This window comes from Gordonia jacobaea, from assembly GCF_001186365.1.
Classification (GTDB): Bacteria; Actinomycetota; Actinomycetes; order Mycobacteriales; family Mycobacteriaceae; genus Gordonia; species Gordonia jacobaea.
Map to the genome: position 1 here is coordinate 95,845 of NZ_LDTZ01000020.1, position 24,360 is coordinate 120,204.

General features: G+C 65.3%; 19 protein-coding genes. 4 read left to right on the forward strand and 15 right to left on the reverse strand.

All coding sequences use genetic code 11. The features are described from left to right. Positions 1 to 169: 169 nt before the first annotated feature. The 11 genes from fadD32 to glf all read right to left on the reverse strand — a co-directional run bounded on the left by fadD32 (position 170) and on the right by glf (position 15,804). Positions 170 to 2,089: a long-chain-fatty-acid--AMP ligase FadD32 gene (gene fadD32, locus ABW18_RS17120; protein WP_049700190.1), complete on the reverse strand. Its 1,920-nt coding sequence runs from the start codon at positions 2,087 to 2,089 to the stop codon at positions 170 to 172. Positions 2,090 to 2,363: 274 nt separating this feature from the next. Next, complete coding sequence (locus ABW18_RS17125) at positions 2,364 to 3,350, reverse strand: LLM class F420-dependent oxidoreductase (protein WP_152930124.1); 987 nt, start codon at positions 3,348 to 3,350, stop codon at positions 2,364 to 2,366. A 210-nt stretch (positions 3,351 to 3,560) separates the two neighbouring features. After that, entirely contained in the window at positions 3,561 to 4,571 is a 1,011-nt protein-coding gene (locus ABW18_RS17130) for a cutinase family protein (protein WP_049700192.1), read from the reverse strand. Next, positions 4,572 to 5,117, reverse strand: a complete 546-nt coding sequence (locus ABW18_RS17135; RefSeq protein ID WP_049700304.1) for a DUF732 domain-containing protein — start codon at positions 5,115 to 5,117, stop codon at positions 4,572 to 4,574. A gap of 202 nt (positions 5,118 to 5,319) precedes the next feature. Next, complete coding sequence (locus ABW18_RS17140) at positions 5,320 to 6,843, reverse strand: alpha/beta hydrolase-fold protein (protein WP_420841307.1); 1,524 nt, start codon at positions 6,841 to 6,843, stop codon at positions 5,320 to 5,322. A 304-nt stretch (positions 6,844 to 7,147) separates the two neighbouring features. Continuing rightward, complete coding sequence (locus ABW18_RS17150) at positions 7,148 to 8,164, reverse strand: alpha/beta hydrolase (RefSeq protein WP_049700194.1); 1,017 nt, start codon at positions 8,162 to 8,164, stop codon at positions 7,148 to 7,150. A 472-nt stretch (positions 8,165 to 8,636) separates the two neighbouring features. Beyond that, positions 8,637 to 10,988 carry an arabinofuranosyltransferase AftB family protein gene (locus ABW18_RS17155; RefSeq protein ID WP_053117511.1) on the reverse strand — a complete coding sequence of 784 codons (2,352 nt, stop codon included), beginning with the start codon at positions 10,986 to 10,988 and terminating at the stop codon, positions 8,637 to 8,639. Then, positions 10,978 to 11,895: a decaprenyl-phosphate phosphoribosyltransferase gene (locus ABW18_RS17160; RefSeq protein WP_049700195.1), complete on the reverse strand. Its 918-nt coding sequence runs from the start codon at positions 11,893 to 11,895 to the stop codon at positions 10,978 to 10,980. The genes ABW18_RS17155 and ABW18_RS17160 overlap by 11 nt, the downstream gene beginning before the upstream one ends. Further along, the gene (locus ABW18_RS17165; protein WP_049700196.1) at positions 11,892 to 12,632 is read right to left on the reverse strand and encodes a phosphatase PAP2 family protein; all 741 of its coding nucleotides are present in this window, start codon (positions 12,630 to 12,632) and stop codon (positions 11,892 to 11,894) included. Before ABW18_RS17165 ends, ABW18_RS17160 begins: the two co-directional genes overlap by 4 nt. Further along, positions 12,613 to 14,589, reverse strand: a complete 1,977-nt coding sequence (locus tag ABW18_RS17170) for a glycosyltransferase (RefSeq protein ID WP_231894229.1) — start codon at positions 14,587 to 14,589, stop codon at positions 12,613 to 12,615. Before ABW18_RS17170 ends, ABW18_RS17165 begins: the two co-directional genes overlap by 20 nt. Further along, on the reverse strand, positions 14,590 to 15,804 hold the full coding sequence (gene glf / locus ABW18_RS17175; protein ID WP_049700197.1) for a UDP-galactopyranose mutase: 1,215 nt from the start codon (positions 15,802 to 15,804) through the stop codon (positions 14,590 to 14,592). Between the two features lie 307 nt (positions 15,805 to 16,111). Here glf and ABW18_RS17180 point away from each other — a divergent pair, with 307 nt between their 5' ends. Together ABW18_RS17180 and ABW18_RS17185 are read left to right on the forward strand one after the other, a co-directional pair. Then, positions 16,112 to 16,951 (forward strand): PIG-L deacetylase family protein, encoded by an 840-nt coding sequence (locus tag ABW18_RS17180; protein ID WP_049700198.1) that lies wholly within the window; start codon positions 16,112 to 16,114, stop codon positions 16,949 to 16,951. Positions 16,952 to 17,037: 86 nt separating this feature from the next. Further along, complete coding sequence (locus ABW18_RS17185) at positions 17,038 to 17,760, forward strand: GAF and ANTAR domain-containing protein (RefSeq protein ID WP_049700199.1); 723 nt, start codon at positions 17,038 to 17,040, stop codon at positions 17,758 to 17,760. A 106-nt stretch (positions 17,761 to 17,866) separates the two neighbouring features. Here the strand turns inward: ABW18_RS17185 and ABW18_RS17190 are convergent, their stop codons facing one another. Then, positions 17,867 to 19,441: a SpoIID/LytB domain-containing protein gene (locus tag ABW18_RS17190; protein WP_152930125.1), complete on the reverse strand. Its 1,575-nt coding sequence runs from the start codon at positions 19,439 to 19,441 to the stop codon at positions 17,867 to 17,869. A gap of 414 nt (positions 19,442 to 19,855) precedes the next feature. Here ABW18_RS17190 and ABW18_RS17195 point away from each other — a divergent pair, with 414 nt between their 5' ends. Beyond that, the gene (locus ABW18_RS17195) at positions 19,856 to 20,443 is read left to right on the forward strand and encodes a peroxidase-related enzyme (RefSeq protein ID WP_049700200.1); all 588 of its coding nucleotides are present in this window, start codon (positions 19,856 to 19,858) and stop codon (positions 20,441 to 20,443) included. A 78-nt stretch (positions 20,444 to 20,521) separates the two neighbouring features. Next, positions 20,522 to 21,691: an acyl-CoA dehydrogenase family protein gene (locus tag ABW18_RS17200; RefSeq protein WP_049700201.1), complete on the forward strand. Its 1,170-nt coding sequence runs from the start codon at positions 20,522 to 20,524 to the stop codon at positions 21,689 to 21,691. Positions 21,692 to 21,715: 24 nt separating this feature from the next. On the opposite strand, the gene ABW18_RS17205 is transcribed toward ABW18_RS17200, so the two are convergent. Genes ABW18_RS17205 through ABW18_RS17215 form a run of 3 tightly spaced genes read right to left on the reverse strand, consistent with a single transcriptional unit; the run spans position 21,716 to position 24,213 of the window. Next, positions 21,716 to 22,594 (reverse strand): HAD family hydrolase, encoded by an 879-nt coding sequence (locus ABW18_RS17205; RefSeq protein ID WP_049700202.1) that lies wholly within the window; start codon positions 22,592 to 22,594, stop codon positions 21,716 to 21,718. Next, positions 22,584 to 23,390: a lysophospholipid acyltransferase family protein gene (locus tag ABW18_RS17210; protein ID WP_049700203.1), complete on the reverse strand. Its 807-nt coding sequence runs from the start codon at positions 23,388 to 23,390 to the stop codon at positions 22,584 to 22,586. Before ABW18_RS17210 ends, ABW18_RS17205 begins: the two co-directional genes overlap by 11 nt. 55 nt (positions 23,391 to 23,445) lie before the next feature. After that, positions 23,446 to 24,213, reverse strand: a complete 768-nt coding sequence (locus ABW18_RS17215; RefSeq protein ID WP_049700204.1) for a lysophospholipid acyltransferase family protein — start codon at positions 24,211 to 24,213, stop codon at positions 23,446 to 23,448. Positions 24,214 to 24,360: the final 147 nt, after the last annotated feature.

The following is a 24,360-nucleotide window of genomic DNA, read 5'->3' on the forward strand; positions in this document are numbered from 1 at the left end:
GCGCGGGTTGTGGGCAGAAGTGGTCTCGACAAGCTCGACCAGCGGGGCGGGGGCTCGACCAGCGGCGGGCACTCGACCAGCGGGTGGTCTCGACAAGCTCGACCAGCGGTGGCCGCTCGACCACCCCGACGACGCCGCCTCCGACGAAGAGCTGCGCCGCGGGCCCCAATCACACCGAATCGGGAAACGCATCCTGCTTGTATCCGCCGCGGAGTCGGCCGTCGACATATGCGGTCTTGGTGGCGCGGCGTGCGATCTTGCCGCTGCTGGTGCGGGGAATCGAGCCTGCGGGCACGAGCAGTACGTCGCGGGCCATCACGCCGTGGCGCCGGGCCACCGCGGCGCGGACGGTGTCGGCGATCTCCTGCGGATCGGTCTTCTTGCCCGGTCCACGCTCGGCCACGATGACCAGCTGCTCCGACGCGTCGTCGGCGTCGAATTTCAGTCCGCTGGCGGCGTTCTCGAAGACGACGCTCGGCAGCTGGTTGGCGGGGACGGCGAAGGCGGCGACAAAGCCGGGGCGCAGCGCGGTGCTGGCCTCCTGTGCGCTGAACTCGAGGTCTTGCGGGTAGTGATTGCGGCCGTCGACGATCACGAGGTCTTTGACGCGACCGGTGATGTAGAGCTCGCCGTCGAGCCAGACGCCGTAGTCGCCTGTGCGCATCCACTGTGCGTCTGCGGGCGCGCCGTCGGTGTGGCTGCCCTGTTCGAGCGGCGTGTCGACGGTGTTGTGGAACGTCGCCTCGCTCTCGTCGGCCTTGTTCCAGTAGCCGGCTCCGATGTTGAGGCCGTGCAGCCAGATCTCGCCGACCTCGCCGTCGGCTTTCTCGACGGCCTTTCCGGTCTCGTCGTATTCAGCGGCGTCGACGATCGTGGCCCACTGGCTCAGCGCGACCTGTCCACACGAGACCTGTGCGACCGCGTTGGGTGCGTGCTGGTCGACGACCTTCATGTGTCCGGCGTTGAGTTCGTCGCGGTCGACGTAGACGATCTTGGCCTCGTTGTTGCGCTGCGTCGCGGAGACGAACAGCGTTGCCTCGGCCATGCCGTAGCAGGGCTTGATCGCGGTCTTGGGCAGGCCGTACGGACCGAATGCGTCGTTGAACTTCTTCATCGAGCTGACGGTGACGGGCTCGGAGCCGTTGATCAGGCCGATCACGTTCGACAGGTCGAGGTGCTCGCCGTCCTTGGGCAGACCGCGTGCTGCGGCGTGCTCGTAGGCGAAGTTCGGGGCTGCCGCGTATGTCTCGGCGCCGTCGCTTGCCGCTGCGAGTTCCTTGATCCAGCGGCCCGGCCTGCGGACGAATGCCTGCGGGCTCATGATCGTGATGTAGCGGCCGCCGAGCGCAGGAAGGATCACCGTGAGCAGACCCATGTCGTGGAACATCGGCAGCCAGGTGACGCCGCGCGCGTTGCGGTCGATCTCGATGCAGTCGTAGATCTGCAGGCAGTTGGCCGCGACAGCCTCGTAGGTGATCTCGACGCCTGCGGGCACGCGGGTGGAGCCTGACGTGTACTGGAGGTACGCGACGGTGTCGCGGTTGTGGTCCTTACCCGCGACCGGTGCGACCCAGCTCGATCCGACGGAGTCGGGGACTGCGTCGACGGCGATCACGCGGGGACGTTCCTTGGCGGGCACGCCGGCGAAGAAGTCGCGTACGGCCTCGGCCGACTTGGTCGAGGTGAGGATTGCCGTCGGCTTGCAGTCGGCGAGCACCGCGGTCAGGCGATCGGTGTGGCCCGGCTCGTCGGGGCTGAAGAGCGGAACGGCGATATTGCTCGCGTAGAGCGCCGCGAAGAAACCGATCACGTACTCCAGCGATTGCGGAGCAAGAATCGCGACTCGATCACCGGGCTTGGTGACCTGCTGCAGCCGTGCGGCGACCGCGCGCAGTCGCTTACCGAACTGCGCCCAGGTGAGGTCTTGCGCCTCGCCGTCGCGTTCGCGGCTGTAGTCGATGAAGCGGTACGCCAGCGTGTCAGCCTGATCGCGCACGTTCCGTTCGACATAGTCGACCAGCGTCGCGTCCTCGTTGAAATGCAGGTTGCCGCTCTCATCGAGGAACTGCTCAAATTCTGTGTTCAGCATCCATTACTCCTGTGGCCCCCTTGTGGGACGCCACGTCCGTGCGCCTCGTCGGCGCGGTGTCGTGGCACTCCCCGCAGGTACCACGTCTTTTGGGCGTCGCGTCCGCATCTATAACGCGTGACACGGTAGCCCACACTCGGCTACTCACCCGAATTCTTGGCTTTTGGTGGATTGCACCTTTACGACGTCGGAATTCCGACACATCCCGAGAGTCATTCGCAGGCGAATTCACGTCAGCCCATTCCGACGAATGCGAAATGGGCCGTCGATGATGTTACTCCCCCTTCAATTGTGCAAGCACAGGCGCAAACGCATCCATCTGAGTGGGGAAGACGCCCACGTACGACATCGTCGTGCGTCGACGCACCTCGCGGATCTGGTCGGCGATCTCCTCGAACGATCCGATCGCGATATAGGGCGACGTCAACACGTCGTCGACGGTGAACTCGGTGTCGTGGGCAATGTTAGGCGGGTACCCCTGCGCAAGCGCCTTGAGTGCCATTTCCGCAGTGGCCTCGCGGTCGTCGGTGATGACGATGACCGCGATGGTCCAGTTGAGCTCGATGTCGGCGAACCGGTCGCCCGCGACCTCGCGGATGCGGTCGACGCGCGCCGCCGTCCTCTCGATCGTCATGTCCGACAGCTTCATCTTGCCGTCGGGCGTGGTGCCCGGGGCGACGGAGATGATGTCGGCGTGCTTGGCGGCCAGGGCGAGCATCTTCGGTCCGCCGCCGCCGACTGCGATCGGCGGTCGCGGTCCCTGACGAGGCCGAGGACTGCCCTCGAGGCCGTGGATCTGATAGAACTCGCCGTCGAAGTCGACGGTCTCGCCGCGCATCAGCTTGTCCAGGATGGTCAGCGATTCGTCGAGCTTCCTGATGCGCACACCCGGCGACTCGAACTCGATCCCCGCCTTGTCGAACTCTTCCTTCATCCATCCCGCGCCGATGCCGAGCTCGAGTCGGCCCTTGCTCAGGACGTCGATCGTGTTGGCCTCCTTGGCCAGGATCGCCGGATGACGGAAGCCGTTGGCGAGCACGGAGGTTCCGAGACGGATGGTGCTCGTCGCCTGGCTGAGCGCTCCGAGGGCTGCGAGCGGTCCGACCTGGTTGCCCAGGTGGTCGGGTACCGCGAACGTGTCGTAGCCGTACTCTTCCGCGGTCTGCGCCAGCTTCACGAACTTGCGGGCTCCGCCCTCGTCCTTGTTGCCCTCGCCGCCGGCTCCGAACCGGAACTTGCGCAGTTCACCGGGGTCACTCATCGTCGCCTGCTTCTCCTCACGCATCACTGCGGTTACCGGTCGCGTTGCCGGTTGGTCTGGTGGGCGTATATGCCCGACCGTCCAACGGTAATGCAGGTCGACGGCGCTGCCCAAACACGGCTCGACGGGACATACGACCTAGTCGAGCGCGGGCATGACTGCGAACGCGACGATCCGACGCCGCGTGACGGGCGCGACGTCGGATCTACGTCAGTTGTGTGCGGGACGCGGGGCGTCGGCGATCACTTTGTTCGACCAGCCGTACATCCACTGCGTGGCGCTGACGCCGTCGAGCTGCCAGTAGCGCTTGGTCGCGTACATGGCGTGAACGGGATTGTTGATCGCGCCCGCGAGCTGACCGACCGCAGCGACCGGATTGGCGACGGTCGGCGAATCGCAGATGAGATCGCCTGGCGCACAGATAGATTGGACGCGGTCTCGGAGATCGCCGAACCCACCGCTTCGCGGTCCGGTCATCGTGATCCCCGGCACGAGCTTGCCTATCCCGCTGAGCGCGACCTCGGCACCTACACCGTCGGGTGCGGGGCCGATGTCGTTCTGCTGCCCCTTCTCGCGTCGGCCGTCGGCGATGAGCCCGACGCCGAGCACCAGGTCCTGATCCGACGCGGCGATCGGGCCGCGACCGTTGCCGATGTTGCTCGCGAGGTCGCCTCCGATGACCGCACCTTGCGAGAAGCCCATGATCACGTAGCGCGTCAGCGGACACTTCTTGTTGGTGTCACGCAGTTTTGCCGCAGCGCGGTTGTAGCCCTGCTGTCGGGACACGTTGTAGTCGACCTGGCGGTCGTTGAGATTGGTCGGGTTACGGAATTGCGCGATGTAGGGAACGGTGTAGACCTCGGTGCGCGAGGTCGGGTACTCGTTCTGCAGCGCCGTGGACACCCGTCGCATCAGCGACGCCTTGTTGGCCGTCGGATTCATCGGGTCGTCGTCGGCCGACGATTCCCACGTACCCGGTATGACCAGCGTCAACACGTCCGGACAGTCGGCGGACTGCGCCTCCGGACGTCCGGGCGACGGTGGAGCGCTGGTCGACGGCCCCTCGCCGCCGGGAATACTCGGCGGTCCGGGTTTGAGCAGAGTGATCACCAAGATCACGATCAACACGATCGCGATGACGGCGAGAAGGGCTAGGAGCAGTGCAATACGACCGAGTCGACGACCCTTACGTCGACCGGTGGCACCTCGCTTGGCCGTCACCTAGCAGTAATTGTCACGTGCGGCTTTGATGACCTTGTCCGCCTTCGAGTTCGCCTCTGCGACGTTCTTCGAACTCGGGCCGATCATCGCGGTCACGAAAGCCTTCACGGTCGTCGGATCGGCTCCCTTGGACTGCTGCGCACAGACGTACTCGGCGCTGTTGAGCGCGACGGAGTTGTCGGAGTCGCCTGCGAAGCTGATGTTCTGGTCCTTGAGCGCCTGCAGGTACTTCTTGCCCTTGTTGCTCACCGGCTCGCCGCCGGGGCCGGGAAAGTTCTCCGGCACCTTGGTGCCGCTGTTCGGTGCGGTCGCGGGCAGCGTCGTCGAACCCGACACCTTGGTGCCGTCCGACGCGGCTTTCGACGACTCGATCTCTGATTCCGACGACTTCGCGGCCGACGACGACGGAGACGAGTACATCGACGTCGTCGTGACGGGGTCACTCGTGATCGGAGCACTTGCTGTCGAGTCGTCCGAGCACGCGGTCAATCCGCCTGCCAGAGCGAGTCCCGCCACCATCACACCCAACCCGAAGAACTTCCTCATCATCACTTCCTCATCACAACCCGACCGGTCGTTGTCGGCACCGTGCCAGGCTACTCCGAACGCAAGACGTCACAGACCACCACAACGACGTCACCTGCGAAAACGCCGCGATTCCTCAGCGAGATCTCAGCGCACCCACACCCGGCGCCGAGGCTGTGCCGATCAATCGAACACACTCGGCACCGGGTGAGGCTGCGCGCGGTCATTTACCGATGACCGTCCCGCCATTGGCGGTCCAGGAAATCTTGCCGCGCTCGAACGTGTTGAAGCGTCCCTTGCCGTCCCTGGTTGGCAGTTCGTCGCTGGTCGGCAGACCCAGTTTGCCGCCGGGACCGCCGATCGAGGCGTATGCCCCACCGATCGCGCCCGCGACCTCCTTGGGCCCCTTGGGACCCGTGATCACGCGACCCTTGTAGAAGTCCTGTGCGCGTCCACCCGGTACCGCGTACTCGGGGGTGAGGCAGCCGCCCAGTTTGTTGGCGTCTGCGACCTTCTTGAACGCCGCCGACGCACGGCACGCGACCTTGTCGCCGCCGAGTCCGAGCGCCGCCGCAGCCTGCGGCCACGCCTGCGCCATCTCGAACTCCCAGTAGGCCCAGGTGTGGGTTCCGGACGGTCGGTACACCGCCTGCCCCGGGATGCCGAGCTGGTTGAGCTTGATCGCGAACTGTTGCGACGTGACGCGGCTGAGCAGTTCCAGACCGACGCCCGAGTAGTTCGTGGCGAGCAGCGGGATATCCGACGGCTTGTCGTGTGGTCCGACGAGTCCGTTGCCCGACGAGACGTAGAGGCTCGTTCCGCGAAGCTTGTCGGCGATCAGGAACGGGTCGTGCTCCTTCCATGCCGGATCGCTCGGCGGTCCGAACATGTTCATCGAGTTGTAGCCACCGCCATCGCGCTGAGCGAACTGGATTGCCTGCGGCATACCCGTCGACGTCAACTGCAGAATGCCCGAGAACGACGCCGCGAACTTGTAGAAGCCCGGATTGCGCGCGGCCAGCATCATCGCGCCGGTGCCACCCATGGAGAGGCCCTCGATGCCGCGGACGTCCGTCGAACGCCAGTCGCCTTCGATGATCGGGGGCAGCTCGTGGATGAGGAATGTCTCCCACTTGTAGGTCTTGCCGCGGTCGGGCTGCTTCCAGTCGGTGTAGAAGCTCGACTCACCGCCGATGGGGAGAACGACGTTGACGTTCTTGTCCTTGTAGAAGTCGACGATGTTGGTGTTCAGGACCCACCCACTCTGGTCGTCCTGCGCACGCAGGCCGTCGAGCATCGTCAGTTGCGGGAACTTGGCGTCCGGGCGCGCCCACCAGTCACGCGCCAGCAGGATCTGCACCTGGATGTCGGTGTTCATCGCGGGCGAGTGCACCCACAGCGCGACGCGGCGGTCGGTGTACCAGAACACTTTCGTGACGCGTGCGGGCTGAGCGGGCGCCGCTGCAGGCTGCGCGGGTGCTGCCGCGGGCGGCGCAGGCTGAGCGGGCGCCGGCGCTGCGGGTTGGGCTGGCGCTGCGGGTTGAGCCGGCGCTGCCGGGTTGGCAGGGGGCGCGGCGGGCGGATCAGCAGGCGCCGACGCCTGGCCCGCCATCGTCACACCGACTGCCACGGCGATCGTCGCCGACACCGTGGCTGCGAAACGCGTGATCCGACGTCCTCGTCGCCACCCCTGCTCGTTCGTCACCCGATCCCCCTTCGCGCGATCAGCGCGTACCGCTCGACGCATTCGATTCCCACTCCTTCGCACCGGTGGGGCGGAACTCCGCTGTGTACGCGTCTACGCACACCTCAGAAATCACACACATCCCACTAGCCACATTTTGCCTCAGGTGTTTCTTACCCTGTCCCGACGATGAATCCACGCGCGACGCGCTGAGGCGGATGAGATTTCTGTGACTTGTGATGCAGATGGGGTCAGTCGACGTGGCGCTATCGAGGTCGGCCACAAATTCGAGGTCGGCCACAAACGACGCGACCCCGACCGGGAGTCCCGGTCGGGGTCGCGTACGAGTAGAGCGTTACTGATCAGATCAGCGGAAGAAGCCTCGCTGGTAGGCGCTCCACACCATGTCCTGCCAGTAGCCCCACGCGTGGGTGCCATTGGCGTCGTAGGTCATCAGGTTGATGCCCTGCGTGAAGGCTGCGACCTCGAATGCCTTGCGCTGTGCCAGCGCCAGCACCTCGAGCGTCGAACCCTTGAACAGGTCGTCGAAGACGTTCGGCAGCGCGTTGTAGCGGCCGAAGAGTCCGTTGCCCGATCCGGTGAAGACCTTGAGGTGATGCATGCGGTTGATCAGCATGAACGGGTCGTTGTCGTACCAACGCTGATCCCACGGGGGACCCCACATGGCGTCGACGTTCCACGGCTTGGGATCGACGTCGAGCATGGCCAGTCGAAGCATGGTGTGCATGCCCGGCGCGCTCAGGAAGTCGTAGCCCGAGAGCGAGCCTGCCGCGTAGTAGAGATCGGGGCGCTTGGCAGCGAGAACCAGAGCCGCGTTACCACCGGACGAGATGCCCATGATGGCGTACTTGCCGCCCTTGCCCTTGAAGCCCTTCTGGCGCAGAGCCGGCGCGAGGCGGTTCTGGATCACGCACTCCCACATGTAACGACGCTGCTGGCCGTTGAAGTTACTCGGCGCGTTCCAGTTGGTGTAGAAGCTGGCAGGTCCGCCGATCGGCTCGACGACGTTGACGCCGCGGTTGACCAGCTCCTGGACGTTGGTGTTGATTTCCCAGCCCGAGAAGTCGTACTGGGCGCGCATCCCGTCGAGAAGGATCACGGTGCGGGTGTTGCCCGGCTTGAACCAGGAGCGCACCTTGACCTTGCCGGGAGCCATCGACTTGTTGCCGAAGGCACCGTTGGTCGGCATGCCGCAGGCGTCGATCCACCACTCGCTCTTGCCTGCGGGGGTTCCGTTGACACGTGCATCTGCGGTACCTGCGCCCGTGATGACCGACGCGAGACCCGCGATCGTCATCAGCGCGACTGTCACCGCAACCAACCGGCTACGCATCCGGAATCCACCGCGTTTCCCGGGCGTCATCGCTCCCGACCTCACCGCTACTCCCATCGACCAAACTCTCCTCTGTTACCAGTCCCCATGCGCCCCACAGGACACACCAGGCACCAGATCGTTACGTGCGCGATATCAACCCGACCGGCTTGGCTACCCCTGGACTACGTTCCCACCCGTCACATGCGGCCTCCGCACGACCTGTGCGAGACACACTCTGCGAGTGCAATACACACCGAATCCGGTGCAATGCACAACGACTCGGGAGCCTATTGCATAGTCCAACACACTGACAATCAGTGTGACCGTCGCCACATGGACCGTCTTACGACGTCGACGTGGTGCCGATCGACCAATACCGCTCGGTCTTATCTCTCATCGCTTTATCAGGCTCCGACGTTACCTATCCGATACATAACAGGACAAATCTGTCATGCACTTAGCCACCCTTAAGGTGTCTGACCTGCACAGATCGTTGGGTGATTTGTCCAGATTGTGACGCTCATCTCGGGTGCATGCGGGGCGGAACGGGCAGTCCGCAGCGCTGGAGTTCGTACTCCGGGTTGCGCTGAATGCGGTAGTCGGAGAAGCCGAACGACTGCGGCAAATTCTTCTTGAAACGCTCGAAGGACCACGTGTCCTTATACGACTCGATCCGATCGACGGTCTGCGAACACGTCAGCGCTTCCTTCGCCTGCGCAACCATGTCCTCGTCGAGGAAGCCCGGCAGCACCGGCCATTTGGGATAGGCGCCGGACTCCGCGATGACCCACTCGGCGGGCAGGTTCTTGTCGTGCCCGATGCGACCGTCCTCGAGGCGTTCGGTGTGTGCGGCGATCGGGTACGCGAGTCCCATCTGATCGATCACGCGGACGTCGAGCGGAGCGTTCATGCTCGTCATCCCGAGATTGAGGAAGTAGACGGTCGCCTTGCGCTCTGACTGCGGGGTGTTGTCCGGCAGCTTGGCCACGTACCACTCGTCGTAGTTGTTCGACGGCAGGATCACTCCACCCTGCGTCCGGTACTCGTCGATCCGCTCGACCATGGCACGCATGCGTGGGTAGTCGAGGTAGTCGGCTGCGGTGACCGGGTTTTCGTTGCCCATGTTGGTGACGTAGAACCGACGCTCGTCGACGATGCCGCTGCGTCCGATGTCGATGCCGGCGTTGGGCAGCACCTTCTCATGGCAGACGATCGCCCAGACGAGCGTCGTGATCCACAGCGCAGCCATCACGGTCGCACCGCCGAGTTGCACCATCACGCGTCGGCGCCGACCCCGGTCCTTCACCGCGTCGACGCCGCGTCCGAAGGCCGCGCGGACATCGGCAACAGCGGGCAGCGAGAGCGGTATGACCATGACCGGGAGCAGGATCGTGAACATCGGCGTCAGCAACACACGGCCGTGCATGAAGTCGCCACCCTGGCGCAGCCAGTAGACGCCGACCACGAATCCCGCGACCACGATGGCCACCGTGACGGTCGTCGGAGTCTGCAGATTGCGCGACCATCGTGACAGTCGCTCGCGGACCGTCGGGCGTTCTGTGTCCTTCGACGTGTCCTTTGACGACGCCGCGGCGCTCGAGTCGTCTCGTGTGGCCGTGCGGTTCATCCGGATGCCCACGACGATCAGGACTCCCGCAACGATCGCGAGGACGACCGGAAGGACAAGCGTGTACGGCCCGAAGAGGTTGCCGAGATAGACGAAACCCTGATGCCACTTGGACCCGCTCGCATCCTTCGCGACGGCAGGGTTGGGAATGAGCAGTGCGTAGTAGCCCATCCGGAAGATCTGATAGCCAACCGGCAACACCGCGGCACACAGCACAACGCCGACACGCATCTTCCACGTCAGCGGCGCCAGGAAGACCAACAGCAAGGCGATTCCGCCGACCACGGCGAGTTCTGGCCGGATCAGCGGCGCGAGACCCGCCCAGAACGCGAGGAACAGCGTCGCCGCTGCTCCTCGGTATCCCGCGTTTCTCTGCGCGCCCTCCGGAGCGGCACCACCGGACCGTCTTCGGGACCAGGCGATCAGCAGACACCAGAGCACCGCGACCCAGAAGATGCACAGCCCGTTTTCCAGGCCGCTCGTGGCAAAGTCACGCGCGGGTGGGATCGCGATATAGATGATCGCTCCCAGCGGCAGCAGCAGCGTGATCCCGGTTGCAGCGGGACCGGTGATGCGCGGTCCGAGCAGTCGCGCCGTGCCGTACATCGCGATCGGGATCGCAGATACCGAGAGCACCAGTGCGACCCACAGGGCGACGTACTCGAGCTGACCGTCGGTCACCCATGCCCAGAACCACAGCAGGTAGGTCCACGCCGTCGACGTGTTCGCCTCGACTCGCTCGCCCGCATTGAACACCGGTCCGTTGCCTGCGAAGAGGTTTCGCAGCGTGCGCAGCACGATCAGACCGTCGTCGGCGATCCAGCGACGCTGCCACGCACCGATCGCGAAGAAGGTTGCGACCCCGATGGCCCCGATCAGGAAACTGACCGTCGCCGTCCACTCACGCGGCCCCCACGACGACAGAAATCGCCGACGCCCCGCTCCCGGCGGGGGGCCGGCGGCCGCACCGTCGACGGCCTTGTCACTCTCGTCGTCGACCTTGTCGTCAGTGCGGACGTCATCGGGGCCGACGTCATCAGAGCCGACATCAGCTCCGGTGTCCTCGCCGACGGGACCGGTTTCCGGATCGGCGGCACCAGACCGCTCACCGATGACGGGGATCACCATCGTGACGTCGGTGCCCACGGCTCGGTCGGCGTCGTCATAGGAGTCCGCGGTGCCGGGGATCTCTCGAAGTCTGTGTCGCCCCGCGCGAGCGGGCTCGTCACGAACGTCAGACGACATAGACCGCGACACCAACACAGACGATCCATGCCAGCGCCAGGATCTGCAGAATGCGGTCGCCGAAGGCGATCTCTTCGGGTTCGCCCGCGGTACCGCCGTCGACGACGACGGCATAGCGCAGAATCGCGATGGTGAACGGCACCATCGAGATGGCGTACCACACGTTGGTGTCGTGCCCGGAGTTCTTGTCGAACGCCCACAGGCCGTAGAACGCGACGACGAGCGTCGCCGACAGCGTCCACACGAAACGCAGGTAACTCGTGGTGTAGTACTGCAGCGATTTGCGGATCTTTGCGCCGGTTCGCTCGGCGAGAACCAGCTCGGCGTAACGCTTGCCCGCTGCCATGAACAGCGATCCGAAGGCCATGACCAGCAGGAACCACTGCGACAGTTTGATGTCGGTCGCGGTACCACCGGCGATCGCGCGCAGCAGGAAGCCGGACGAGACGATGCAGATGTCGATGACCGGCTGGTTCTTGAGCCCGAAACAGTAACCGAGCTGGATCACCAGGTAGATCGCGATGACCACCGCGGTCTGCCAGTTCGCCGAATAGGCGATCAGCAGCGACGCCACACCGAGCACCACCGCGAGTACGTACGCGAGCTTGACCGGCACCACGCCGGCGGCGATCGGCCGATAACGCTTGGTCGGGTGGTTGCGATCGGATTCGACGTCGATCGCGTCGTTGATCAGGTAGATGCACGACGCCGCGAGACAGAACGCCACGAAGGCGATACCCGCGCGGCCGAGCACGTGTGCATCGGTGATGCTGCCCGCGGCGAGCGGAGCTGCCAGCACCAGGACGTTCTTCACCCACTGGCGTGGGCGGAGCGCCTTGATCAGGCCGTCGACCCGGTTCTTCGGCGGGCCGACCTTCTTGCCGTGCTCGATGGGCTCCTCGCTCATGCCTCTCCTCGGTTCCTGATCGCCCACGCGGCAGCGGTCCGTGCGGTCTGCCCGGGCACCAGTGCAAGTGCACCCGCTCGGGCCGCCACACGCGCGGTGCGCGTGGCACGCGGATGCCCTGCAGCCGTGCGTGATGCCTGCTCGAACAGCGTGTCAGCACCGATGACGGCTCCAGCACCCAGCGCGCCGAGTGCGGCTCCCGCGGCGACGTCGCTCGGATAGTGAACCCCGAGCACAAGCCGCGAGGTGAGCATAGGTGGCACCAGAAGTGCCGGTAGCAGGTAGGGCGGCAAACCGGCGGCCCGACCGATCAGAATCGACGCCGCAGTTGTCGACGTCGCGTGCGACGACGGGAAGCTCAACTTGCTCGGCGTCGACACCCCGATCCGGATTCTGGGGTCGTGCGGCCGGGGGCGTCGGACGATGCGTTTGATGATCACCGACGCCGCGTGCGTCCCGAATGCTCCGACTCCGGCCTCGACCCATCGACGTTGCGCCGTGGCGTCGCCCCGACGACGAGCGGCGGCGTACCCGAGTCCCGAGATGGCCAGCCAACCGAGCGAATGCTCTCCGAAATGCGAGAGAGCCCGCGCTGTCGGGAGCACACCGGGTCGGTCGTAGAGCGCATCCTGGATGGCGATCAGCGCGTCGACCTCGCGGCTCTCGCCGCGACTGACTGCATCGTTCGACGACTCGTCGCGTTCCGCGACGTCCCGATCATTCGATTCCGAAGACACCCGCCCAGCTCTCCTTACTGGTCAAGTCCTGATGAGCGGCGCGGTAGCGCTGCGCCATCTCAGGAAACCTCTCGTTGAGTTCACGCACCAGGGCAGCGGATTCGCGTGCGAGCGCGATCATCTTGTCGCGGTCTCGCTGGCGATACACCACTCCCCGACCATCCGCCGTGGTGACCGTGACACCGTCGACCCGCCCGAGCGAGAACCACCGCGCCTCGATGGGCGGGTAGTTGGCTTGCGGCACCTCGTGATGACGAGGGTCTGCCGGGCGCAGGTTGTTGACCACCGACGCCGCGAGCGCCTTGATCTTGCTCACCGGATTGGTCGGCACATTGACACCGAGATGCGTTGCCTCCCCGCTGGTTCGAGGCAGTTCGGTCGCCGAGGGCAACACGACCGCGTCGGGGTACTGCTTACGCATCTCCGCGATCTTGGGAAGCGCTGTCGGCAACAGGTCGCGGATGTGATCCGGTCCCGCGAGGAAGTCGCGGATCGCTTCGTTCTGAATCGCCACCGTCGAATATTCAAGGCTCAGAAGATGTTTGGCAGTCGCCTTGACCATCGACTGCAGAATCCCCTTGATCGGACCGTCGTGGTGGATCGAGGCGACGACGAGCCGGTTGCGAAGGTGGAAGTACGCCTGCCAGTCGATGGCGTCGTCCTTGTCACTCCAGGCCATGTGCCAGATGGCGATTCCCGGGATCGTCGCCGTCGGGTAGCCCGCTTTCGCGGCACGCAGGGCGTACTCCCAGTCGTCCCACTTGATGAACAACGGCATCGGTAGGCCGATCTGCTCCGCGCATTCACGCGGGATCATGCACATCCACCAGCCGTTGCCCTCGACGTCGATCCGACGATGCAGGTTCTTGGAATTCTCCCTGTCGCGCAACGGGTACTGCGCGAAGTCGTGGTCGTACTCGACGAAGGGCGCGGCCGTCCACATGAAGTTGTGGTGATTGATCACCTCACCCATCGAGTGCAGGTGACTGCGGTCCTGCAGGTTGAGCATCTGACCGCCAACGAGCATGGGCGACTTGGCAAATCGCGACATCGCGAGCGCGCGCAGGATGGAATCCGGCTCGATCGCGATGTCGTCGTCCATGTAGAGGATGTACGGGCTGTCGGTGAGCCGCAGCGCCTCGTACATGATGCGCGCGTAGCCGCCCGAGCCGCCGAGGTTGCCCTGGTCGAAGATGTGCAACCGATCGCCGAGCGCTGCGGAAGCTTCCTCGTAGCCGGGCTCGTCGACGACGTTGCGCGTGCCCTGGTCGGGCATGAGCACGGCGTCGATCACCGCGTCCACCAACGGATCCGACGTGAGCGCGGCCAGTGCATTGACCGCGTCCGTCGGCCGGTTGAAGGTCGGGATGCCGACGGTGACGCGCTTGGTCTCCGGGCCTGTAGCCGCTGCAACCGCCGAATACCAACCCGCCGAGACGATTTCGGTGTCGGTGTCGGTGGTGACGTCGAACCAGATCCATCCGCCGTCCTCGAATGGCCCGAGGTCGAGCTCGAATTCGATGACGCCGTAACCATGTTCGTCGGTGGGCACCAGGTCGCCGCCGATTCCAATGCGCGAACCGTCGACCTTGGAGCGGTAGAGGTCCACGCGGCACGTGCCGCGGACCTCGACGCGCAGCACAACCGACTTCAGGACCGACCAGCGTCGCCAATACGACGCCGCGAACGCGTTGAAGTAGGTCTCGAAGCTGACCTCCGACTCGCCTGCGAGAAGCACAGACGTCCTGGTCGGCGCGTGGGCACGACGAGTGTTGTTGTCGGACTCCACCTGATAGAGCGAGCGCACGTCGATGGGCTCACCCGGCCGCGGGAAGATGACCCGCTGCAGTAGTTCGACGGCCTTCGACTCGGGAACGCTCGGCGCCGTCGCCGGCTGCGCCCCGGTGGTCTCGATCGTCTCGACAGACGTCGTTTCGTTGGAAACAGTCACACTCATCTACTCCGCCTCCGCCAGCGGCGCACCGTCACTCAGGTGCGGCGCCAGCGTGTTCTCGAACATGGTGAGCGCACTCGCGATCGCCATGTGCATGTCCAGGTATTGGTAGGTGCCCAACCGGCCGCCGAACAACACCTTGGCGTCTGCGGTCTCGGTCTTGGCAAGCTCCCGGTAGGCGGCGAGCTTGTCGCGGTCCTCCGGGGTGTTGATGGGGTAGTACGGCTCGTCGTCGTCGTTGGCGAATCGGCTGAACTCGCGCATGATGACGGTCTTGTCCGTCGGATAGTTCTTGCGCTCGGGGTGGAAGTGGCGGAACTCGTGGATACGCGTGAACGGGACGTCGGCGTCGTTGTAGTTCATCACCGGGGTGCCCTGGAAGTCGCCGGTTGCCAGCACCTCGGTCTCGAAGTCGAGGGTGCGCCATCCCAGGCGTCCCGCCGAGTAGTCGAAGTACCGGTCGAGCGGGCCGGTGTAGACGACCGGTGCGTCGGGGTTGGCGGCGCGGATCTCGTCGCGGATGGCGAACCAGTCGGTGTCGGTGCGCACCTCGATGCGCTCGTCGGCCGCCATGTTCTCCAGCCACGCGGTGTACCCGTCGACCGGCAACCCTTCGTAGGTGTCGTTGAAGTAGCGGTTGTCGAAGGTGTAGCGCACGGGCAGCCGCGTGATGTTCGACGCGGGCAGGTTCTTGGGGTCGGTCTGCCACTGCTTGGCCGTGTACGCCTTGATGAACGCCTCGTAGAGCGGGCGCCCGATCAGGCTGATCGCCTTCTCCTCGAGGTTCTTGGCGTCCTTCGTGTCGATCTCGCTGGACTGCTCGGCGATCAGCGCGCGCGCCTCATCGGGGCTGTAGTACCGGCCGAAGAACTGCGACACCAGGCCCAGTCCCATCGGGAACTGGTACGCCTGGCCGTCGTGCAGCGCGAACACCCGGTGCTGGTAGCCCGTGAAGTCGGTGAACTGATTGACGTAGTCCCACACCTTCTTGTTCGACGTGTGGAACAGGTGGGCGCCGTATTTGTGCACCTCGATACCGGTTTCGGGCTCGGCCTCCGAATAAGCGTTCCCGCCGATGTGCGACCTGCGCTCGACCACCAGAACCCGCTTGTCGAGCTGGGTCGCCGCGCGCTCGGCGATGGTGAGACCGAAGAACCCGGATCCGACGATGATCAGATCGAAGGCGGAGTTCGACACGACGGTGCTATTGGTGGCCACGGGTGTTCAGGGTAACGGACCCGACAACGGTGCTATCCACACACGCAGGGGAGTCGTCCACACACGCGGGGGCAGCGTCGTCGACGCACGCAGGGTCGAGGTGGTCGACACGCGCGAACACCCTGAGACGACGTCGCGAGTCCCCTATTCGGACGTGATGTGCCCCGAGCACACAATTAAGGCTGGCCAGGGCCGGTATAATCAATACATCGGGCTGTAGAAAACGGCTCACCGAAGACTGTGCGACGCAGTTTGTGTACCGCTGTTCGAGTACCGCGGATTGCGCAACTCCCCGAGGAGTCCGCCAATGACCTCCCAGCACATCACCCCACCAGTCTCTCTGCGTAGTTCTTCGACGTCTGACGTCCCGATTCCGCCCCGCACGCCGATGACCCGGTTCTTTCCCGCGCCGACGCACAGTCAGCCACCGCAGTCGTTCGGCACCCCGGAACCGGAGTGGCTGACCTGGCTGGCTTCGCAGAGCTGGCCACAGGTTGCCTTCGACATCGATCGCCTCGTCGTCGTCGCAGCTCATCCCGACGACGAGATCCTGGGGGCCGGTGGCCTCGTGCATGCCGCGGCGGCGAACGGCATCGAGGTGGTCACGATCTGCGCCTCCGACGGCCATGCGACCCACCCCGGATCGCCGGAGCAACTGGCAAACCGTCGACACCTCGAACTCGATGCCGCGTCGATGCTGCTCGGCCTTGACCTCCCGCGGTGGGGCGGCCTCCACTCGGGAACCCTCGAGCAGTACCCCGACCGGCTCGACGCGATGATCACCGACGCCCTCGACGACCGGCCGGGCGCCCGAAACGGCCTCTTGGCCGTCTGGGATCACGACGGCGAGGCCGATCACGAAGCCGTCGGCCAGGCCGCCATGCGTGTCGCAAAACCACGCGGTATCCAACTGTGGATGTACCCGATCTGGCTCTGGTACTGGGCACATCCCGGCGACGCGAATGTGCCGTGGCACCGTGTGCAAACCATCGGCGTCTCGCCGATCGTGATGGCCGTGAAGAATGCCGCTGCGCGATCCTTCGCGGAGCAGAAGCGTCCCCGCAACGCGGACGACAACCCACAGCCCATTCTCGGCAGCTCGATCACGTCGCATCTCCTCCGGGGTACGGAGTATGTTTTCGGCTGAAAGGTCGCGGCCAAACGTCTCCGCACAGCACCAAATGTGCGCCTGTGACGAAGTGCTGTGTGGATGCCTTGCCGAAGGAGTAACCGTTGACTGACCTCACCTCGCGGACAGACGCACCGACCACGTGGACGGGCACTGAGATCGCACAGAAGAGTTCGGAGATCGCTCGCATTGTCGCGCAACTGCAGTCGGAGAGCACCGACAGCGACATGCTGCTGCGCCTGTTCACCAAGGCCGCCGCCGAGGCGATCGGCTCGGACTACGCCAGCATCACCATCGTCACCGAAGGCCGGATCGAGACGCCGGTGATGATCGGCGAGATCGCGGCACAATCGGACGCGCTTCAACAGGAACTCGGCGAGGGACCGTGCATCCGCTCGGCCACCGACGACACCACGATCTGGATCGACGACATGCGTCGAGAAACGCGTTGGCCGACGTTCTGCGCAGCGGCCGCCGACCTCGGCATCGGGTCGATGGCGTGCTTCTGCCTCTACATCGCGGGCGAAGAACGCGGCGCACTCAACCTGCACAGCACTGTTCCGAACGCCTTCGACGACGAGGCGCGGGCCCTCGGCCAGTTGTTCGCCGCCCACACCGCGACTGCGTTCTCGGCGGTGCGCGAGAAGGAGCAGCTCCGCACGGCGCTCAGTTCACGCGACCTGATCGGCCAGGCCAAGGGCATGCTGATGGAACGGTACCGACTCAGCCCCGACCAGGCGTTCAGCCTCCTCGCGCGGCTCTCCCAGGACTCGAACACCAAACTCGTCGACATCGCCGCCCAGGTCGTCGACGCCGGCCCGGAGTAGTCGGGCCGGGTCGTCGGCTCGGGGGTCGTCGGCTCGGGCGGTTGGCTCGACGCCACAGCGATCGGGCCGCCGCACTGATTGACCGCGGCCGGCCCGACCCGACCGCTCAGCGCAGCCGGTCGGCGCGCGGGAAGCCGAGCACGGGGACGCCGCCGCGCTGCTGGAAGTCGGCCAGCCCTTTGCCCGCGAGCGCGTGGGCGCCGGTCGGCTGGCTGAAGAACATCATGCCCTTCTGGAAGAGCTGCGTGACCCCGGCGCCGTCGGGCGTCAGCGTCGGGACGCCGACCGCCTGGCCGAGCGGCCCGGTGACGCCACCGAGATCGCCGAGCTTGCCGTTGAGCGCGTCGGTCGCGATGCCCAGGAGCTTCGACGACCCGGGCACGAGGTTGTCGGCCAGTCCGGTCAGCGAGTCGGGGATCAGCGAGCCGAGATCAGCAGAACCCAACCCGGCGCCAGCACCCGGCCCCGTCGGCGGGGTCACGATCTTCGGCTTACTCGTCTGGCCCTTCACCGAGAACCACGACGACTTGAGCTGAAGCTTGGTCCGAACGTCCTCGCCGGTCGCCTCGACGGTGCCGCCCGAGCCGGAGACGCGGACCCGCAAGGCGCGACCGTTCTCCGGCCCGAGCCCGTTGGCCTCGATCACCTCGAAACTACGCAGCGCACCGACCCCGAAAGCGGACGCGATGCTCGACCCACTCACGTTGGCAGTCCAATTGTGTTCCGGCGCAATCGAATCGCCCTCGTCGACGACGGCCGGGAAACGTCCACCCGCGGTGTAACCACCGGTCGACGCGGAGAATTCCGTGAACGCCGGCTGGCCGTTCTGCCGCAGGATCTGTCCCGCGGTCGCGTCGGCCGCACGATTGGTGCGCGGGTCCTCACCCGCGACTCCGCCGTACATCTGGGAGTTCTGCGTGTCGTCGATCTTCTTGCCGCCCGCGATGGCCGAGAGCGCGTAGCTCCGCGCGACGACGGCCTGCGCCTTGAGCGCTTCCATGCCGCCCGAGTCGCCCCAGCTCGGAATGCTCTCCTTGGCGATCACACCCTTGACGTAGTCGTCGAGGTTCAGTTTGTTGACCACGCGTCCGCCGTCGAGCCCGAGCGAACCGCGATACGCCGCGTTCGATCCGCAGAACTTCAGCAACTCGCCACCGGGGCGATTGGTCGCCGGGTTGATCGGATCGACGAAGGTCGCGGGCACCGATTGCACCGCGCCGCCGCCACAGCCGTTGGTGATGGTCGCGGTTCCACCCGAGATGCTGACAGCCTGCCCCGGCTGCACCTGCACACTGCCCACACGCGCACCTGCGTCAGCGCGGACGTTGACCGCGGACTGTTTGCTCAGCCCGACGGTGATGTCGGGGCGGTCGGCCTTGCTCAGCGTCGTCCCGCCGTAGAAGTGCTGCAGGATCTTCGACGACGACCAGCCCTTCTTGGCGTACCCGTATGCACCCCACTGGCCCATGCCACGGCCGTGACCGTGCCCGTGTCCGATCAGGACCACGCCGGGGTCGGCCACGAGACCGATGTCGGATCGCGCAGAGAAGCCGTCGCCCGCGATGACCCCTCCCACCAGCAGCGCAGGGGCAACGGCACAGACGACCGCAGACGATGTTCGACGACGTCGACTCCCCGGACGCGCCCGGGAGACGAACGGATTCGACAGTCGGAGTTTCACGGCTGTCCGCACCTCCAGCGCGCAGTTGGTCAGACTCTCCCCATCGAGGCCTGTTACAGATGTGACTAATGGGACGTATGTGACCATAGTGATTCTTCTTCCAAATACCAACCTCAGGGCATAACAACCGCGTCACGAGTTGGACGGCCTCCTCGCCCCGACCACGCGCGCATCCACGCCGCCTGGGCGCTCCGTACGGCCGACTGGGCGTTCCGTACGGCCGACTGGGCGCTCCGTAAAGCCCACTGGGCGTGCCCAACTTTCGGATCGCCGCAGTTCTTAACCTGTCGGTCGCTCGCGACGCTTCCTATCGTTCGACGCACCACCGCGGGCCCGTCTGCCGCACGGCATCACGCAGATCGACGATTCACCGGCATCAGAACCGCACCGACTTCCACCTTCAGGGGACACCTCATGACAAACACGCTCGACGTCGCTCCCGAGACCCAGATCTCGCGCCTCACGGTGCCCGAGATCGACGACCTGCCCGACGATCTTCAACGCCAGATCCGTTCCATCGAGCGTCAATTGGGCTACATCCCCAACTGGGTGCGCGCGTTCGCGCTCGGTGGCGCACACGCCGCGCGGTTCAACGAATACATCCTCGGACTGCTCGACCCCAACGCCGGCCTGCTCCCCTACGCCGACCGTGAACTGATCGCCACAGTCAGTTCTGCCGAAAACGGTTGCTCCTATTGCCGTCTCAATCACGCCGTGAGCCTCGGCGATGCACTCGGCGACAAGAAGCTCGGCACCCGAATCGCCGTCGACTACCGCGAGGTCCGTGAACTCACCGCCCGCCAGCGCACACTCGCCGACTTCGCGGCCACGCTCTCGGTCCGCCCGGGGGAAGTCTCCGACGACGACCTCGACGCGCTGCGCGACCTCGGACTCGACGACGCCGCAATCTACGAGGCGATCCAGGTCGTCGCAGCCTTCGCCGCGGCGAACCGGTTCAGCATCGCGCTGCAGGTACGCCCCGACGACCAGTTCTTCGACTGACACCCACCGCCCAACACCGCCACAGCGGAAACTCCACCGCCGAAAACACAACAGCCGCAACTCCATAAGGGAAACGCCATGACAGAGACAACAATTCAACCGACCACCACCGAATGGGTGATCCCCGAGGACACCCTCGAACGCTTCCGCGAGCGCGCCGTCGCCCATGATCGCGACAACACCTTCTTCGCCGACGACCTCGCCGACCTCTCCGAACTCGGCTACCTGCGCGCAACGCTGCCGGTCGAACGCGGCGGCCTCGGCCTGACGCTGCACCAGCTCAACGCCGAGCAGCGCCGCCTGGCCACGTTCGCACCTGCCACCGCGCTCGGGATCAACATGCACCTGTACTGGGTCGGCCCGATCACCGATCAACTGGCACAGGGCAATTCGGATGTCTCCTGGCTTGCCGACGAGGTCGCGGCGGGCAAGGTCATCGCCGCCGGACACGGCGAACCCGGCAACGACCTCGTCATCGACGATTCGACGACCATCGCGACTCCGGTCGAGGGTGGTTACCGCATCACCGGCCGAAAGATCTTCACCTCGCTGTCACCGGCGTGGGATTGGCTCGGCGTGCACGCCCGCGACAACTCCGACCCCGAACACCCAAAGATCGTGCACACCTTCATTCCTCGCGGAGAAGGCGTCACCACCGTCGAGACCTGGGACACCCTGAGTGTGCGGGCAACAGCAAGCCACGACACTCTGCTCGACAACGTCTTCGTTCCGCACGAACGCACCGTCGGCGTCGTCGAACTCGGCGAGCAACCCACCGGATACGTCGCGGGCATCTTCCCGTGGGTACTTCCGGCACTCGGCAACATCTACGTCGGAATCGCCCGCCGCGCACTCGATCTCGCGATCGCCTCGGCGACGTCGCGCAGCGCGCTCAGCCTCGACGGTGAAACCGTCGCCCACAAGCCGTTCACGCAGTATCACGTCGCGGAGGCCGAACTGGCACTCGAAGCCGTGACCGGCGCACTGGACGACCTCACCAAGTCGCTCACCGCCGGTGAGGATCTCGGCGACCGTGCCCTCCTACGGCTGTTCGCCGCAAAGGAGAACAGCACCCGGGTCGGCCGACAAGTCACCGACCTTGCGCTCGAGATCGCGGGAGCCGGTGCGCTGCATCGTCGTAACGAGTTGGAGCGGCTCTACCGCGACGTACGCGCGGGCAGCTTCCACCCACCGAACTCCGACGCGGTGCGCGCTTTCGTCGGGGCGTTCGCGCTCGGACTCGCCTAAAACTCCTCAGCTCGCACGGTGGTTCTACCCGAACCACCGCGCGAGCACCCGCGCGACGCCGTCCTCGTTGTTGCCGACCGTGACTTCGTCGGCGGCGGCGATCGCAGCCGGATGCGCGTGTCCCATCGCAACCCCGTGCCCGGCCCAGGTGAGCATCTCGACGTCGTTCGGCATGTCACCGAACGCCACGGTGCGCTCGCCCGAAAGCCCTGCGAGGTCGATCAGTTTGTCGAGACCCGACGCCTTGTGCGTGTCGGGCACCGAGAGCTCGATCAGTCCGTTGTCGGTGGAGAAGGTGACCTGCGCGATGCCGTCGACCTCCGGCAGAAGTCGCCGCGCCATCTCACCACTGGCCAGATCGGGCTGTCGCACAAGCAGTTTCACCACCGGCTCCGAGTAGACCTCGTCGTCGCCTACCTCGATGTGGTCGGGGTTGAGCCACGCGTGTCGATAACCCGCGGTCGCCACGAAGGGCGGTGTCGCAGCGTCGAATTCCGACGAGCCGACCCGTTCTCCGGCAACCCCGGCGTCGGGAAGACACCGCGCGATCACCTCGCGGAGCACCGCGAGCCGATCGGTTTGCAGCAGAGCCGAATACACGATCTTGTCGTTCGCGATGTCGTAGATGATCGCACCGTTGGCGCATACCGCATATCGCACGTTGACCGCGGAACCCGGGAATTGGTCGGTGATCTCGGCGATCCAACGAGGTGGCCTGCCCGTCGCCAGGACGAACTCGGTGCCGGCATCACACGCTGCCCCGAGTACGCCGATCGTGAAGGGCGACACCGTGTTCTGGTCGTCGATCAGGGTGCCGTCGACGTCGCTGGCAATCAGTGTCGGCGGGCCGTCGAATCCGACTGTGCTCTCGCCGGTCGACGCTGCGGATGCGTCACTCACCATTGGCCTTTCGCTCGCGGGCAGCAGCCTTGCGCTCGGCTTCGTCCTTCTCGATGACCGCAGCCTCCTCGGGTGTGGGTGCCGAACCACCGAGTCGGTGGGGCACCCAGAACTCACCCTCCGGGTGCGATCCGTAATCGTGCTGAACACGCAGGAGTTGCTCGCGCATCACGTCTCGTAATCGCGATGTCTCCTGCTCCGGATTACTCGCGGCCGCAACCGTTATCGGACTGCCGTAGCGCACGCGCACCGGAATCCGACTGCGCCCCATGTCACGTGTGCCACCCTTGGTCCACTGTCGCTGCGCTCCCCAGACGATGGTCGGAATCAACGGCACTCCTGCCTCTGCGGCCATGCGCACCGCACCGGTCTTGAAGTCCTTGAGCTCAAAGCTGCGACTGATCGTCGCCTCCGGATACACCGCGACGATCCGACCCTCTCGCAGCGACGAGACCGCGCCCCGAAAGGCTTCGACACCTTGCGATCGATCAACGGGCACGGAGCGGGTGAGGGTGATCAAGAACCGCATGATGGCGATATCCATCATCTCGGACTTGATCATGAACCGCGTTCGACGCCCCGCCTGGTACACGCCGTACGCCGCGGGCAGGAAGTCGACGTAGCTCGTGTGGTTGATCACCAGGACCGCACCGCCGTCGGCGGGGATGTTGTCGAGACCGTCGAATCGGAGGTCCATCTTCTGGCCGCGGACGATTCCGGTGGCGATCAGTTCGAGAACACGGAAGACCGGCTCCCGACGCGACGAGTCGCCGTTGTCACCTCTCGACTCAGAACTCACCCGTCCAGCCTATCGGGCAGGCCGCCGCCCACCTGAGGGCAACCACTCGGGGTGCCTACTCCGGCGACGACTCGTCACGCGCCGCCCTGCGCGCGTCCCGGGCAGCCTTCTCCTCGGCGTCCAGGCGGTTGGCTTCCTCCAGCGTCGGCGCCGAACCTCCCAGTCGCGCGGGCACCCAGAACTCGCCCTTGGGGTGCTCACCGTAGGCGTCCTGTAGTTCGAGCAGCTTCTCGCCCATCGACTTGTGCAACTGCGCGGTCAAGGTGTCAGGGTCGCCGACGGGCTCGATCGGCTCGGCCACGCCGACCATGATCTTGTAGCCCGTGCGGCCCAGTTGCTTGGGGTATCCCTTGGTCCAGACGCGCTGCGCCCCCCAGATCACCGTCGGGAGCAGCGGCGCCCCGGACTCGAGTGCCATGCGCGCGGCACCGTTCTTGAAGTCCTTGAGCTCGAAACTCCGGCTGATCGTCGCCTCCGGATATACCCCGACCAGCTCGCCCTGCTTGAGGTACTCGACTGCCTGGTGATAGCTGTCGGCGCCATTGGCCCGGTCGACCGGGATGTGCTTGAGCGCCCGCATGATCGGCCCCGAGACCTTGTTGTCGAAGACCTCTTTCTTCGCCATGAACCGCACGTACCGCTTGCCCTGGAGATACGCCGGGATGCCCGCGTAGGTGAAGTCCATGTAGCCCGTGTGATTGAGCGCAACCACGCCCGGCCCGCTCTTCGGGACGTTCTCGACGCCGGAGATCTCGAACTTCAGGCCTTCGGCCAGCCACAACAGTCGCGCGGTTGTGATCACAGAGGCGTACACGGGTTCCATGTGTCGAGCTTAGCCAGTGCCGCAACACCTGAGCGTGACTCATCTACACCCGCAGGCACATACGAGGAAGTGCGCCCTGTCACAGCGATCGAGAACGGTACCGAAGCCCCATGACGCGAGTTGCACGCAGTCGATAGATTGGATGGT